Annotated in this window: 15 protein-coding genes and 1 pseudogene; 12 read left to right on the top strand and 4 right to left on the bottom strand. The window is 61.8% G+C overall.

From position 1 onward, the window contains the following. Positions 1-55: 55 nt before the first annotated feature. From NKH97_RS16470 to NKH97_RS16480, 3 genes are read right to left on the bottom strand one after another with little or no spacing between them, the layout of a single operon-like run. A complete protein-coding gene (locus NKH97_RS16470) occupies positions 56-1,270 on the bottom strand; it encodes a GNAT family N-acetyltransferase (protein ID WP_352612294.1) in 1,215 nt (404 codons plus the stop codon). Positions 1,271-1,320: 50 nt separating this feature from the next. Then, positions 1,321-2,049, bottom strand: coding sequence for a glycerophosphodiester phosphodiesterase (locus NKH97_RS16475; RefSeq protein WP_128303609.1), 729 nt, complete (start codon positions 2,047-2,049; stop codon positions 1,321-1,323). Between the two features lie 14 nt (positions 2,050-2,063). Beyond that, a complete protein-coding gene (locus NKH97_RS16480; RefSeq protein ID WP_023812941.1) occupies positions 2,064-2,528 on the bottom strand; it encodes a RidA family protein in 465 nt (154 codons plus the stop codon). Between the two features lie 138 nt (positions 2,529-2,666). Between NKH97_RS16480 and NKH97_RS16485 the strand changes: the two genes are divergently transcribed. From NKH97_RS16485 to tsf, 5 genes are all read left to right on the top strand, one after another. Further along, the gene (locus NKH97_RS16485; protein WP_023812940.1) at positions 2,667-3,494 is read left to right on the top strand and encodes a cell envelope integrity EipB family protein; all 828 of its coding nucleotides are present in this window, start codon (positions 2,667-2,669) and stop codon (positions 3,492-3,494) included. Positions 3,495-3,607: 113 nt separating this feature from the next. Then, positions 3,608-4,906 carry a lysophospholipid acyltransferase family protein gene (locus NKH97_RS16490; RefSeq protein WP_352797938.1) on the top strand — a complete coding sequence of 433 codons (1,299 nt, stop codon included), beginning with the start codon at positions 3,608-3,610 and terminating at the stop codon, positions 4,904-4,906. Positions 4,907-4,949: 43 nt separating this feature from the next. Next, entirely contained in the window at positions 4,950-5,228 is a 279-nt protein-coding gene (locus NKH97_RS16495; protein WP_128303613.1) for a DUF4031 domain-containing protein, read from the top strand. A 203-nt stretch (positions 5,229-5,431) separates the two neighbouring features. Then, positions 5,432-6,220 (top strand): 30S ribosomal protein S2, encoded by a 789-nt coding sequence (rpsB, locus tag NKH97_RS16500; RefSeq protein WP_023812937.1) that lies wholly within the window; start codon positions 5,432-5,434, stop codon positions 6,218-6,220. 109 nt (positions 6,221-6,329) lie between these two features. Further along, positions 6,330-7,250, top strand: coding sequence for a translation elongation factor Ts (gene tsf / locus NKH97_RS16505; protein ID WP_352797943.1), 921 nt, complete (start codon positions 6,330-6,332; stop codon positions 7,248-7,250). 21 nt (positions 7,251-7,271) lie between these two features. Here tsf and NKH97_RS16510 read toward each other — a convergent pair whose 3' ends face one another. Then, a complete protein-coding gene (locus NKH97_RS16510) occupies positions 7,272-8,198 on the bottom strand; it encodes a LysR family transcriptional regulator (protein ID WP_127295546.1) in 927 nt (308 codons plus the stop codon). Between the two features lie 109 nt (positions 8,199-8,307). Between NKH97_RS16510 and NKH97_RS16515 the strand changes: the two genes are divergently transcribed. The 7 genes and pseudogenes from NKH97_RS16515 (at position 8,308) to rseP (ending at position 14,332) form a co-directional block, all read left to right on the top strand. After that, positions 8,308-8,835 carry a nuclear transport factor 2 family protein gene (locus NKH97_RS16515; RefSeq protein WP_128303617.1) on the top strand — a complete coding sequence of 176 codons (528 nt, stop codon included), beginning with the start codon at positions 8,308-8,310 and terminating at the stop codon, positions 8,833-8,835. Positions 8,836-8,874: 39 nt separating this feature from the next. Continuing rightward, positions 8,875-9,980: pseudogene (locus tag NKH97_RS16520) on the top strand (aldo/keto reductase). Between the two features lie 147 nt (positions 9,981-10,127). Beyond that, complete coding sequence (gene pyrH, locus NKH97_RS16525) at positions 10,128-10,850, top strand: UMP kinase (protein WP_013531760.1); 723 nt, start codon at positions 10,128-10,130, stop codon at positions 10,848-10,850. Between the two features lie 99 nt (positions 10,851-10,949). Continuing rightward, a complete protein-coding gene (gene frr / locus NKH97_RS16530) occupies positions 10,950-11,504 on the top strand; it encodes a ribosome recycling factor (protein WP_023812931.1) in 555 nt (184 codons plus the stop codon). Between the two features lie 34 nt (positions 11,505-11,538). Continuing rightward, the gene (locus NKH97_RS16535) at positions 11,539-12,273 is read left to right on the top strand and encodes an isoprenyl transferase (RefSeq protein WP_023812930.1); all 735 of its coding nucleotides are present in this window, start codon (positions 11,539-11,541) and stop codon (positions 12,271-12,273) included. After that, positions 12,270-13,085: a phosphatidate cytidylyltransferase gene (locus tag NKH97_RS16540; RefSeq protein WP_023812929.1), complete on the top strand. Its 816-nt coding sequence runs from the start codon at positions 12,270-12,272 to the stop codon at positions 13,083-13,085. The genes NKH97_RS16535 and NKH97_RS16540 overlap by 4 nt, the downstream gene beginning before the upstream one ends. A 104-nt stretch (positions 13,086-13,189) precedes the next feature. Next, entirely contained in the window at positions 13,190-14,332 is a 1,143-nt protein-coding gene (gene rseP / locus NKH97_RS16545; RefSeq protein WP_352797950.1) for an RIP metalloprotease RseP, read from the top strand. Positions 14,333-14,517 lie beyond the last annotated feature (185 nt).

The raw sequence follows: 14,517 nt of genomic DNA on the forward strand, positions 1-14,517 counted from the left end.
AAAATCGACAAGACGATCGGGCGAAGTCAGCCCTGCTCGTCAGGCAGCCCTGTTGCTACTCCTCCAGATCCTTGCGGAACGGGGTGTGCCCCTCGAGATATTCGCTCATCCGCTCCACCTCGTGGCGTTCACGCCTGAGATAATCGGCGACGGCATTGCGCAGGCCTGGGTGTGCAATGTAGTGCGCGGAATGCATGGTCACCGGCCGGTAGCCGCGCGCCAGCTTGTGCTCGCCCTGCGCGCCCGCCTCCACCACCTTCAGCTTGCGCTCGATGGCGAAGTCGATCGCCTGGTGATAGCAGACCTCGAAATGCAGGAAGGGATGGTCCTCGATACAGCCCCAGTTGCGGCCATAGAGTGCGTCGGAGCCGATGAAATTGATGGCCCCGGCAATGTATCGCCCGTTGCGCCTCGCCATCACCAGCAGGATGTCGTCGGCCATGCGTTCGCCGATCAGCGAGAAGAATTGACGGTTGAGATAGGGCCGACCCCATTTGCGGCTGCCGGTGTCCATGTAGAAGGCGAAGAAATCGTCCCAGGCCTTCTCCGTGAGGTCCTTGCCGGTCAGCCGGTCGATCGAAATGCCTGGGGCAAGCGCTTCACGCCTTTCCTTCTTCATCGCCTTTCGCTTGCGCGAGGCAAGGGTGGCGAGGAAGTCGTCATAGGTCGAAAAGCCTTCGTTGAAGAAATGGAATTGCTGGTCGGTGCGGTGCAGGAAGCCTGCCGCTTCCAGCACCTCCACATCGCTCTCTTGCGCGAAGGTGACATGCGCGGAAGAGACGCCGAGTTTTTGCGTCACCGCCTTCAGGCCCGCCACGAGACCGGCCTTTACTTTGGCGCTGTCCTCGCCTTTACTGACCAGCAGGCGAGGGCCGGTGACCGGGGAGAACGGCACGGCACTTTGCAGTTTGGGGTAGTAACGGCCGCCGGCGCGCTCGAAGGCATCCGACCAGCCATGATCGAACACATATTCGCCCTGGCTGTGCGATTTGAGATAACAGGGCACCGCGCCCAGCAATCTGCCTTGCCCGTCCTCCAGCCTGAGGTGATGGCCCTGCCAGCCGGTACGCCGCACGGCGCATCCAGAATCTTCGAGCGCACTTAGAAAAGCGAAGGAAACCAAAGGATTGTAACTGGTTTCTGAATCTCCGCGCGCAGTTCCGGCAAAGCCGTTCCATTCATCACAGGTGAAGGCGCCGATGCCGGCGGCGACGCGGATCGAATAGTCCGCATTGGCCGTTTGTCCGTCGCCCTCGTCGCCCTGATCCATGAGGCTTATTTAAGCTCCGTCCGGCCTGGTACAAGTCACGTTTCAGACACTCATGCGACTTTGACCAGATCGGGCTCGAACCCCTCGAACGTCATCTGGTCGGCATATCTGAAGGTCAGGTCGACCGCCGGCTGGTCGTGCACCGTCCAGGTGATAACAGGCATTTTCAGCTTTTCGCGCACGAAGCTGACGAATGGGTTCGGCAGGTCGCCTGCGGCATAGGAGGTGAAGGCGATCTTATGCGCCAGCATGGCGAAATGCGCCTCGATCAGCCCAACGTCCTTGCCGTAGGCGGTGAGCCCCCCTGGGATACCCGGCGCGTCCTTCGGAAAATCGCGGACCAGCCAGTGGTCGAACGACATGATCGCCGCTTTGCCCTTGTAGCGCTTGAGCATCTTGCCGACGCTTGCCACCAGGCCTTCGTCATAGCCGGGCGTGCCTTTCAACTCGACCACCAATGGCACGCGGCCGTTCACCAGGTCGAGCGCTTCCTGCAGCGTCGGCACATGGTCCGCCGTGCCACCGACCCTGAGCGCCGCGAGTTCAGTTGCGGTACGCTGCCAGACGAAACCATCCTGGCCGGTCAGGCGCTTGAGATCGCCGTCATGGATGATGACGGGAACACGGTCGGACGACAGGTGCACGTCGCATTCGATGGCATAGCCGCGCTCGGCGGCCGCGGCGAAGGCCGACAGCGTGTTTTCCCAGCGCGTCTTGTTCATGTCGTGGAAGCCGCGATGGGCGACGGGCCGGGCGGTCAGCCAGGATAGGTCGGTCATATCTATCCCCTGGCTCATTCGATTTCGAAGACGGCTTCGATTTCCACTGCGGCATTAAGCGGCAGGCAGGCGGTGCCGACGGCGGAGCGCGCATGCTTGCCACGTTCGCCAAGGGCCGCCACCAGGAAATCGGAGGCGCCGTTGGCAACCAGATGCTGCTCGACGAACTCAGGTGCCGAGGCGACGAAAACGGTGATCTTCACCAGACGGCTAATCTTCTCGAGGTCGCCGAGTGCTGCCTTGGCCTGTGCCAGGATGTTGATCGCGCAGTATTTTGCCGCGTCCTTGCCGCCTGCCGTATCCAGATCGCGACCTAACAGCCCGCTCGCCTGCAGCTTGCCGTCCTTGAGCGGCAATTGCCCGGCGGTGAACAGCAGATTGCCGGTCCGGCAATAGGGCACGTAGTTGGCGGCGGGCGCGGCGGCGACGGGAAGCGTCACACCCAGATCGCTTAGCCGCTTTTCGATTGTTTCACTCATGGTATTTCCCTATTGCTTGGTGACGCCGCGCCGGCCGGGCCGAAATTGCTATTTTTGCCTCGCTTCCGCCACGACTTTTTTTAAGCTGGACCATCTTTCCCTGCGGCCTGCCATCAGTCGCGACGATCGGAGTACCTCATGCGCGCAACGCGCCTCGCATTCCATGCCGTCCTCTTGTCGGGAGCCCTCTCGATAGGCCCTGCCTTTGCCGCGCCGGCGCTGCAAGCCCACCGCGCCGTCTACGATCTTACCCTGAAAAAGGCTTCCGATCAGTCCGGCATCACGGGCATATCCGGCCGCATGGTCTATGAGTTCAATGGCTCGGCCTGCGAAGGCTATACGGTGAAATTCCGCTTCGTCACCCAGATCGTCACCGCCGACAACACCAGGTTGACCGACCAGCAGACGACCACTTTCGAGGACGCCGAAGGCAAGACTTTTTCGTTCGTGACAAAATCCTTCGTCGACCAGAACCTCGACAAGGAGGTCAAGGGCATCGCCACGAAAGAGACCAAGGGCCTGAAGGTCGACATCGACAAGCCTGAAAAGAACAGCGTCGAGCTGGCGACAACCCAATTTCCGACCCAGCACCTGGTCGAGCTGATCGGCAAGGCCGAAAAAGGCGAGAATTTTTACGAAACGAACCTGTTCGACGGTTCCGAAGACGCCAACAAGGTGATGACCACCACTGTCGTGGTCGGCAAGAAAACCGATGCCGACAAGGCCGACCCGGAAGCTTCGGCACTGGCAAAGCTCGCCACGGACAAATACTGGCCGGTCGACATCGCCTATTTCGACGACACCAACAAGACGGGCGAAGAGGTGCCGGAATACCGTATCAGCTTCAAGCTGCATGAGAACGGCATCACCCGCGATCTCGTCATGGACTATGGCGACTTCTCGATGACCGGCAAGCTGGTCAACCTGTCGCTGTTCGACCAGACGAAACCCTGCCCCGCCAAATAGTGCCGGTCTAGGCAGTTGATTTACCACGACACGGCGTGGTCGTTGCGATCGACTTGAACGTGCCGCAATCGTCTCTCAACCTCTCCCAGCGTCCAGGCGCGAGGGGGATCAGCTTGAGCAGGATCGATACATTCGTCGCGCCGCGGCCCAACCCGGCACTGATCAGGGCCATGACATCCGTCAACCGGATCGTCATGCTGCGCGGCATTCCCGGATTTCGGGATCTGTTGCCGTTCAATCGCCTGGCCGGTCTTCGCGGCGTCGCCAATGTCCGCCATATCGACTTTCCCGACGCCGATCTTGAGCGGCTGAAGGCCAGTTGCGGGGCAGGGAAGGCGACCTTCATCACGCCCAATCATCCCGAGTTCTTCACCGACTGGATGATCGACAAGGAGATTGTGTCGCAGGTCAGCCCGCTCACGGCCTCATGGGCAACCAATGGTGTCGTCAACGGCCTTGGCCGGCTGATGCAGAAGTTCTGGCTGGCCAACAATCTGATCGCCCAGATTCCGGGCAACAGCGGGGCAGCCAAGGAACACTCCGTCGCCTGGGCCTTGAAAGGCCATGGCGTGCTGCTGCATCCCGAAGGCGGCGTTGGCTGGCATGCCAACATCGTTGCGCCTTTGCTGCCGGGTGCCGTCGAGATGGGGCTTGAGGCCCTCAAGCGCGGCCGGGCCACGGATCCGGATTTCAAGGTCTGGATCGCGCCAGTCGTCTGGAAGCTTGCCTTCACCGGGAATGTCGAAGCGGCGCTGGCGAAGGAATGCGCCTATGTCGAGAAAAGCCTGAAAATAGAACGCCTTGCGACCGACACGCTGCCGCAGCGCATCCACCATGTCTATTCGACGCTGCTGGCCCGCGATGAAGCAGCATCGGGCATGCCATCCGACGAAGGCGCAACCTATGCCGAGCGCCAGCAGGCGTTGGTTGCTGAACTCGGCCGCCGACTCGGCGAAAGCATCTCGCCCGACACTGATGTCACCGACGCAACCGAACTTCTGCGGCGGGCGCGTCGTTGGCAGCGCAAAAACAGTGGCGATGCGGAAGGCCGAAAGCAGGTCCGCGCGCTCGCCGACACGATTCAGAGGCTGCAACGCGTCGGGCCCTGGGCCGCGGCCAACCCGCGCATCAGCCTGGAAGAGATCGCCGAACATCTGAAGCGGGTCCGCAACGACTATTGCCGGGGCGGACTGCGTGACACGATCAACCGGTTCATTCCGCAGCCGGCCGGTCCGCGTTGCGCCCATATCCGGGTGCCGGAGGCGCTGGGCCTGCATGAGTATGCCGGCTCGATCGACGATGCGGTTGCCGAGTTGCATCGTCGCATGCAGGACACAATCACCAGCACCGTGGCTGAAGTCGAGGCCGGCGGCGGCTTCATTTTCTATCTGAATCCCTTCTATCATCGCTAGACGAGTGCCTGTCGGCGCAAGATGAAGGAATACGGCAAGCCTCATGGCGGTCTATGTCGACGCAGCGATCTGGAACTGGGCCGGCCATCGCTGGTGCCATCTGTTGGCCGACGACACCGACGAACTGCATCGCTTCGCCGCGGAGCTGGCCATCAAGCGTTCATCGTACCAGGGACCGCCCAAGACTTCGGCGCCGCATTATGACATAACGGGCTTCGAGCGTGATCGTGCGGTGCGGCTCGGCGCTATCGAATGCAGCCGCGAGGAGATCGTCGCGGTCTTCCGGCGGGTGCGGGTGCCGAACGGCAAGGTCAAGCGCTGACGGCAGGGCGCGGATCGTCGCACGCAACACCACCGATCCTGCGGCGCTTGCGTTTATCGCGCATCCCCTCTATATGCGCGCTCATTCCACACACGGACTTTGGCGTCTGCCCGGGAGAAATCCGGCTGAAACCTCCGGTGGCGTTCGAGGACAAAGTCCAAAAATGCCTGTGTCCGTGGAGGCTAACCGGAAAGGAACTTTGAATGGCACTGCCTGATTTCAGCATGCGCCAGCTTTTGGAAGCTGGCATTCACTTCGGCCACCAGACCCACCGCTGGAACCCGAAGATGGCGCCCTACATCTATGGCGCCCGCAACAACATCCACATCATCGACCTGTCGCAGACGGTGCCTTTGCTGCACCAGGCGCTGAAGCAGGTTTCCGACACCGTTGCCAAAGGTGGCCGCGTGCTGTTCGTCGGCACCAAGCGCCAGGCCTCCGACATCGTCGCCGATGCGGCACAGCGTTCGGCTCAGTATTATGTCAACTCGCGTTGGCTCGGCGGCATGCTGACCAACTGGAAGACGATCTCGAACTCGATCCAGCGCCTGCGCAAGCTCGACGAGATGCTGGCCGGCGAAGCGCAAGGGTTGACCAAGAAGGAACGCCTCAACCTCGACCGCGAGCGCGAGAAGCTCGACAAGGCGCTGGGCGGCATCAAGGACATGGGCTCGACGCCCGACCTGATGTTCGTGATCGACACCAACAAGGAAGCGATCGCCATCCTCGAGGCCAAGCGCCTCGGCATCCCGGTCGTCGCCATCATCGATTCGAACTGCGATCCGGACAAGATCGACTTCCCGATCCCCGGCAATGACGACGCGGCCCGTGCCATCCAGCTCTATTGCGACCTGATCGCCAAGGCTGCGATCGACGGCATCGCCCGCCAGCAGGGCGCGCTCGGCGTCGACATCGGCGCTTCGGTCGAAGCTCCGGTCGAACCCGCGCTCGACCCGGCTCCGGCCCCGGCGTCGGAAGCTCCCGAAGCTTGATAATCGAAGGCCGGTTGCGGCCTTCATCTTTCTCATATTCTGGCACGCTAAACAGACGCACCATCGAATACCGATGGTGCGTCGGTGCATTTAAAACAAAGAGGCGACAATGAGCATTTCGGCTGCACAGGTCAAAGAACTCCGCGACTTGACCGGCGCGGGCATGATGGATTGCAAGGCCGCGTTGACCGAGACCAACGGCAACATGGAAGAGGCCGTCGACTGGCTGCGCAAGAAGGGTATCTCCAAGGCCGACAAGAAGGCTGGCCGCACCGCGGCTGAAGGTCTGATCGGCGTCGACAATGGCGTGCGCGAAGCTGCCGTCGTGGAAGTCAATTCCGAGACCGACTTCGTGGCCCGCAACGCCGCGTTTCAGGAAATCGTCGCCAACGTTGCCAAGGTTGCGCTGGCCTATGGCACGACGGAGGCTGTGGCCGCCGCAAAGTATCCGGGGTCCGACAAGTCGGTTGCCCACACCATCAAGGACGCTGTCGGCACCATCGGCGAAAACATGGGCTTCCGCCGCTCGGCCAAGCTCACCGTTCCGCACGGCGCTGTCGCTACCTACGTTCACAACGCGGTTGCCGACGGCCTTGGCAAACTCGGCGTGCTGGTCGCGATCGAGACCACGGGCAATGAGCATGCCGCCAACGCCTTTGGCCGCCAGGTGGCGATGCATGTTGCCGCCACCAACCCTCTGGCGCTGACGGCAGAGCAGATCGATCCGGCCGCGGTCGAACGCGAGAAGGCGATCTTCTCCGACCAGGCGCGCCAGTCCGGCAAGCCGGAAGCGATCATCGAGAAGATGGTCGAGGGCCGTCTGCGCAAGTTCTACGAGGAAGTCGTGCTCCTGAAGCAGGCCTTCGTGCTCAATCCCGACATCACTGTCGAGAAGGCGCTGAAGGATGCCGAGAAGGAGATTGGTGCGCCGGCCAAGATCACCGCCTACCTGCGCTTTGCGCTGGGCGAGGGCATCGAGAAGGAAGAGACCGATTTCGCCGCGGAAGTCGCTGCAGCGGTCAAGAAATAGCCCTTTCCAGGGCTCACGAACTCAGGCAACTCGGCCGGGTGTCCGCAAGGAGGCCCGGCCGATTTCTTGTGCGGTGTCGATAAAGGCCCTGAGCTTCGGCGCCATCGCCGCCCGGCGAGGGAAATAGAGGAATAGCCCCGGTTCCTCGATCGCCGTCTGCGGCAGCACCTGGACGAGGCGGCCCGCGGCAAGATCGGCGCGCGCCAGCGGCTCGAACACATAGGCAAGCCCGACGCCTGCAAGCGCAAGATCGATTGCTGCGAGCGAATCCGTCACGACAACGCTGCCCCGCGTCTCCATGGCGATGTCCTTGCCATCCTCGATCAAATCCCAGCGATAGAGCGCACCGGAGCGGACGAGCCGGTAGCCGATACAATTGTGGTTCGCCAGGTCGGCAACGCCGCCGGGACGGCCGTGCCTTCCGATATAGGCGGGCGAGGCGACGATGACGACGGAGAATGGCGGCGTCAGCCGGACCGCAACCATGTCCTGAGCGATCATCTCGCCAAGCCGGACGCCGGCATCGAAGCCTTCGCCGACGATATCAACCAGACCCTGGTCAGCGAAGACCTCGACCGTAACCTCCGGATAGCGCTCGGCCATCGCCGCGACCACCGGCGTCACCGCCAATGGTATCGCTATGTTGGAGGCGTTGATCCTGAGCAGGCCAGACGGCCTGCCTTTGACGCTGCGGATGCGGTCCATCCGCTCGGCAATATCCTGGAGGGCCGGAGCCGCCGTTTCCACCAGCGCCTTGCCGGCCTCGGTGAGCGAAACGCTGCGCGTCGTGCGGGCGAACAAGGGCTGGCCGATCCGCTCTTCGACAATGCGCACCGCATGGCTGACCGCCGAAGGGCTCATGCCGAGTTCGGCGGCGGCAAGCGCGAAGCCGCCGCGCCGGGCAACGGCGACCACGACCGGAAGATGGCTGAGCAGATCGCGATCCATTCATGAATGATATCGCATGGTCTTTGCGAACAATGCAACCTTATCGATGCCAAGACGGTGGTCCACATTGTCGCCAACTCATCGGCTGATGGCACTGAGGAGACGAGACATGAACACGTTAAAGCACGTAACTTTCACGGCAGGCATGGCGTTGGCGCCGATGGATGCCGGTGGGGCGGAGCCATCAGACTGGCGGGCCCTTGCAGACGAACGCGCGGTCATTCGCATTGCCGATGCCATCGACCGGGCCGTTGACGCCCAGGACTGGAAACTTGCACGCGGCTATTTTGCGGATCGGATCACCGCCGACTTCAGCAGTCTCTCCGGACAGCCGGCGGCCAACATCGCTTCCGACGATCTGGTTGGCGCTTGGGCGGCCAACCTCAAGGGCAGCAAGACAAGCCTGCATCTGCGCACCAATCACCAGGTCGCTCTCAAGGCGGACACGGCGACTGTCCTGTCGAACGGCTATGCTTGGAACCGGATGGAAGGCAATGGCGACCCGCTTTGGGAGGTCTGGGGCACCTATGAGCATCACCTGACGCGTTTTGCGGATGGCTGGAAGGTCGATGGCTTCGCGTTCCACATGACACACGAGCGCGGCAATCCCTGGGTCAAGAACACTCCGGGCCAGTGACGCGTGGGGGTATCTATCACCAAGCATTGGAAGACGATCATGACCATGACCTACTACACTCTTGGCAACAGCGGCCTTAGGGTCAGCCGACTGGCACTGGGCACGATGACTTTCGGCAAGGAATGGGGCTGGGGAGCCGACAGGGATACGGCGCGGGCGATTTTCGACGCCTATGTCGAGGCGGGCGGCAATGTCTTCGACACGGCGGATCTCTACACAGATGGCACGGCCGAAGCCTGGCTTGGTGAATTCATCGCCGAGCGCGGGCTGCGCGACACGGCGGTGATAGCCAGCAAGTTCACCATGAACATGCAGCCGGCAATCCGAATGCTGGCGGCAACGGCCGCAAGAACATCATGCGGGCCGTCGATGCTTCGCTGAAACGGTTGGGGACCGACTATATCGATCTCTATCTCATGCATGTCTGGGACAGGCTGACCCCGGCTGAAGAGGTCATGCGCACGCTGGACGACCTGGTCCGGATGGGCAAGGTGCGCCATGTCGGCCTTTCCGATGTGCCCGCCTGGTATGCGGGCCGCGCACAGGCGATCGCCGAATTGCGAGGATATGAGCCGGTTTCGGCGCTACAGCTCGAATATTCGCTGGCCGAACGCGCGATCGAGAACGAGTTCGTGCCATTCGGCACGCGCCATGGCGCCGGCATCATGGTGTGGAGCCCGCTGGCCGGCGGTTTGCTGAGCGGCAAGTATCGACCGGCCCAGACCGGAAACGGCCGCCTCGACGGATTTCGCAACTCGACGCATCCGGGTTTCCAAAAGTTCACGCAACGCAACTGGGCTATCGTGGCCGAACTCGAGAAGGTCGCATCCGAGGTCGGCCGCAGCATGCCTCAGGTCGCGCTCAACTGGGTGGCCACGCAGCCGGGGATCGCAACCGTCATCCTCGGTGCGACGACGCTCAGCCAAATGCGTGACAATCTTGGCGCGCTGGATTTCGAGATTCCGAAAGCGCATCGCGACCGGCTGGAGAGAGCCAGCAGAACTCCAGCGCCGTTTCCCTATTCCTATTTCGGTTCGCAGATACAGGCGCGCGTTACCGGCGGCGCGACAACCGGCGACAAGCCCCCCAACTACGTGTCACCGGTGCTTATCGAAGGAGAGTCGGCCAGCGTGTCCACCAATTGATCAATGGGCAGGAAACCGGCAATTTGCCGTTTGGGCGCCGCTTGCCTTCGCGGCGCCCTTCGTGTATCGGAACGCCATTGTTTCGGATGGCGCGCCTGCGCCAGAGCAGCCACCCGGAACGCGCCACATGCAAATGAAGAGGCCCAGATGACGGTGAAGCCCCTCTACCGACGTGTCTTGCTGAAAGCGTCGGGCGAAGCACTGATGGGCGAGCAGCATTTCGGCATCGACGTTTCAGTAGTGGATCGCATCGCCGGCGACATCGCCGAGGCGCGTGCATTGGGCATCGAGGTCGGCGTCGTCATCGGCGGCGGCAACATCTTTCGCGGCGTGGCCGTTGCCTCCAAGGGCGGCGACCGTGTCACCGGCGACCACATGGGCATGCTTGCCACGGTGATCAACTCGCTGGCGCTGCGCACGTCGTTGAACAAGATCGGCGTCGACGCCGTGGTGCTTTCGGCGATCGCCATGCCCGAACTTTGCGAGAGCTTTTCGCAGCGCCAGGCGACCGCCTACATGAACCAGGGCAAGGTGGTGATCTTTGCCGGCGGCACCGGCAATCCATTCTTCACCACTGATTCGGCCGCAGCCCTTCGCGCCGCTGAAATCGGCGCCGACGCGCTGTTCAAGGGCACTCAGGTCGACGGCGTCTACTCGGCGGACCCGAAGAAGGACCCGAATGCGACGCGTTTCGAGCGCATCAGCCATGGCGAAGTCATAAATCGCGGCCTTTCCATCATGGATACCGCTGCGATTGCACTTGCGCGCGAAAACAACATTCCGATAATCGTCTATTCGATCCACGAAAAAGGTGGTTTCGGCGATATTCTGAGGGGCGGCGGCCGCTGCACGGTCGTCGCGGACGATTGATCGGCGGCCTGACCCGAAAAGGGAAGCCGGTTTTCGGAAGTTCGATTCGAAGACGGCCCCGAAGCAGTGAGCCCGCATTAGACGGTCGAGGAGATAAAGATGAGTGGTGAGTACGACGATCTCAAGCGGCGCATGGATGGGGCCATTGCCGCGTTCAAGCATGATCTGGCCTCGCTGCGGACCGGTCGCGCCTCCAGCAATCTGCTCGATGCGATCCAGGTGCAGGCCTACGGCACCACCATGCCGATCAATCAGGTCGCCAACGTCTCGGTGCCGGAGCCGCGCATGATCTCGGTATCGGTATGGGACAAGTCGATGGTTGGCGCGGTCGACCGCGCGATCCGCGAATCCAATTTGGGGTTCAACCCGATCGTAGACGGCACCAACCTCAGGATTCCACTTCCCGAACTTAACGAACAGCGCCGCAAGGAACTGGTCAAGATCTCGCACACCTACGCCGAGAACGCCCGTGTCGCCGCGCGCCATGTGCGCCGCGACGGCATGGACTTCCTGAAGAAGGCGGAGAAGGACGGCGACATCAGCGAAGACGATCAGCGCAAGCGCTCGGACCAGGTCCAGAAACTTACCGACGAGACGATCAGCAACATCGACCACCTGCTTTCCGATAAGGAAGCTGAAATCATGCAGGTTTAGGGTCATGGCCGCCGGCTGACCCGAAAGCAAGAACATGGCAACGCCCGCGCATGTCGCGATCATCATGGACGGAAACGGACGCTGGGCCAAGGCGCGCGGCATGCCCCGTCTTGCGGGCCACCGTGCCGGTGTCGAGGCGCTGCGCAAGACGGTGCGCGCGGCACCTGGGCTCGGCATTTCCTACCTGACCGTCTATGCTTTCTCGTCGGAGAATTGGTCGCGGCCGAAGTCCGAGGTCAGCGACCTGATGGGCCTCTTGAAAATGTTCATCCGCCGTGACCTTGCTGAACTGCACCAGAGCGGTGTGCGGGTTAGAATCATCGGCGACCGGGCAGGGCTGCAGTCTGATATCAGGGGACTGCTCGATGAGGCCGAAACGCTGACGGCCGCAAACGAATCGCTGACGCTGGTGATCGCCTTCAACTATGGCGGACGAGACGAAATCGTTCGCACGGCACAAAAGCTTGCGGCGGCCGTGGCGCGTGGCGAACTCGACGCCGAGGCGATATCAGCCGAAAGTTTTGCCGGCGCGCTTGATACGCAAGGCATTCCCGACCCGGAACTCGTCATCCGCACCAGCGGCGAGCTTCGGTTGTCAAACTTCCTTCTGTGGCAAGCCGCCTATAGCGAACTCGTCTTCCTGCCTTGCTATTGGCCCGACTTCAGCCGCGAGCACCTTGCGGAAGCTTTGCGTGAGTTTGCTGGCCGCGAACGCCGTTTCGGCGGACTTGGAGGCCAGGACGTCGCTTCGCGACCGGCCGCGGGATGAGCAATCTTCAACTCCGTATCGTTTCGGCGATCGTGCTCGCCATCATCACTCTCGGCTTGACCTGGATCGGCGGTTTGCCGTTCCGGCTGCTGTGTGCCGTGATCGTAGCGGCGATCTTCTATGAATGGACCCGCATGTCGCGGCCAACCGGGGCAACGGGTCTGGGTTTCCTGCCGGAAGCACTGCTGGTTGTCTTCATTGGCGCCTTGATTGGCGGCCTGGCCTCCTCCTGGCTGCTACCGCTTGTGGCGGCCATTGTTGCCGCAACGGCGATAGCCGCCTCGGTTCGCAAGACCGGACAATGGGATGCGAGCGGCCTTGCCTATGCCGCGGTTTCAGGCCTGTCGCTCGCCTTGCTGCGGGATGGCGATCGTTCAGGCCTCATTGCCATCCTGTTCCTGTTCGCGGTCGTCTGGGCCACCGATATCCTTGCCTATTTCGTGGGGCGCGCCGTTGGGGGGCCGAAACTGGCGCCGGCGATCTCGCCCGGCAAGACGCGCAGCGGCGCACTCGGCGGCGCTGTCGGCGGCGTCGTCGCCGGGCTGGTCCTCGCCGCAGCTGCCGGTGTCGGCAATCTGGTATTGCTCGGCTTGGTCGCGCTCGTGCTGTCGATTGTCTCGCAGGCAGGCGACCTGTTCGAATCCTGGATCAAGCGCCGCCATGGCCGCAAGGATTCGGGGGCGCTCATCCCGGGCCATGGCGGCGTCATGGATCGTGTCGACGGGCTTGTCGCAGCGGCATTCGCCCTATACGTCATCGGCTGGATTTCGGCGAACGCCGATCATCCGGCGCAGGGTCTGTTTCCCGTTTGAGCGATGTCATTTCAGGGTCCTATGCGCGGTGCGCCTTGGATTCGCCCGGATTGGTGTCACAGTCACGGCGCAGTCTGCGCCGTGGAAGAATTTGAGGGTTTGTCTTGAACGAGATTCTTCACGCGCTTTTCAGCACAGAAGGCTTTGTCCTGGGCACGCTGGTGCCATTCCTCTTCGTGCTGACAGTGGTCGTGTTCGTCCATGAAATGGGCCATTACCTTGTCGGGCGCTGGTGCGGCATCGGTGTCAGGGCCTTCTCGATCGGCTTCGGCCCGGAACTTTTCGGCTTCAACGACAGCCACGGCACGCGCTGGAAACTGTGTGCGATACCGCTTGGCGGCTATGTCAAATTCGTCGGCGACATGAACGCCACATCGAGCCAGCCCACGTCGGAAGAAATTGAAACGCTGACCGAGGAAGAGCGCAAGGTCGCCTTCCACACGCAGCCGATCTGGAAGCGCGCGGCAACGGTGGTGGCCGGACCGTTGTTCAATTTCCTGCTGACGATCGTCGTCTTTTCCGTGCTGTTCACCGCCTATGGCCGCTATGTCGCCGAGCCCATGGTGGCCGAGGTGACCGCCGACAGCCCGGCGGCGAAGGCCGGCATTCTTCCCGGCGACCGATTCGTCAGCGTCGACGGCAACAAGGTCGAAACCTTTGGCGACGTTCAACGCCTGGTCTCGGGCCGTGCCGACGACGCAATCACCTTCGTCATGCTGCGCGACGGCCAGGAGGTCACTGTGACCGCGGCGCCGCGGCTGATGGAACAGGAAGACGCGCTCGGCAACAAGGTCAAGGTCGCCGTGATCGGTGTCGTCAACAACAAGGAACTCGGCCAGCCGAGACTCATCACCTACACGCCGGTCGGAGCGGTCGCGGCGGCGATCGAGGAAACCGGTCACGTCATCCAGCGCACCGGCCAGTTCCTGCAGCGCTTTGTTGTCGGGCGCGAAGACAAATGTCAGCTGGGCGGTCCGGTGAAGATAGCCGACATGGCGGGCAGGGCTGCGAAACTGGGATTCGAATGGCTCGTGCAGCTGGTTGCACTGCTATCCGTTGGCATCGGAATTCTGAACCTTTTGCCGATTCCCCCCCTCGACGGCGGTCACCTCTTGTTCTACGGGGTGGAGGCTGTCATTCGCCGTCCGGTGTCGGAACGGATGATGGAAATGGCCTATCGGGCCGGGTTGCTTCTGGTGCTGTGCTTCATGGGGTTCGTTTTTTGGAACGATCTGTTTGGGTGCTGAAATCATGAAGAAATTTGGCTTCTGCATGGACGATGTTGAGACGCCGTTTACCATGCAAGGGGATATGAGTGACGCGAAAGCCACGCCGCAGGGTTAAGTAAATACAAATTAACCAGAAGCCTTGCGTGTAGGGAAAATCCGGTTAATACGGTAGGGGAAATTACCGCACGTCCGGTTTTCTCGCC

This window comes from Mesorhizobium sp. M0870 (assembly GCF_040319775.1).
Classification (GTDB): Bacteria; Pseudomonadota; Alphaproteobacteria; order Rhizobiales; family Rhizobiaceae; genus Mesorhizobium.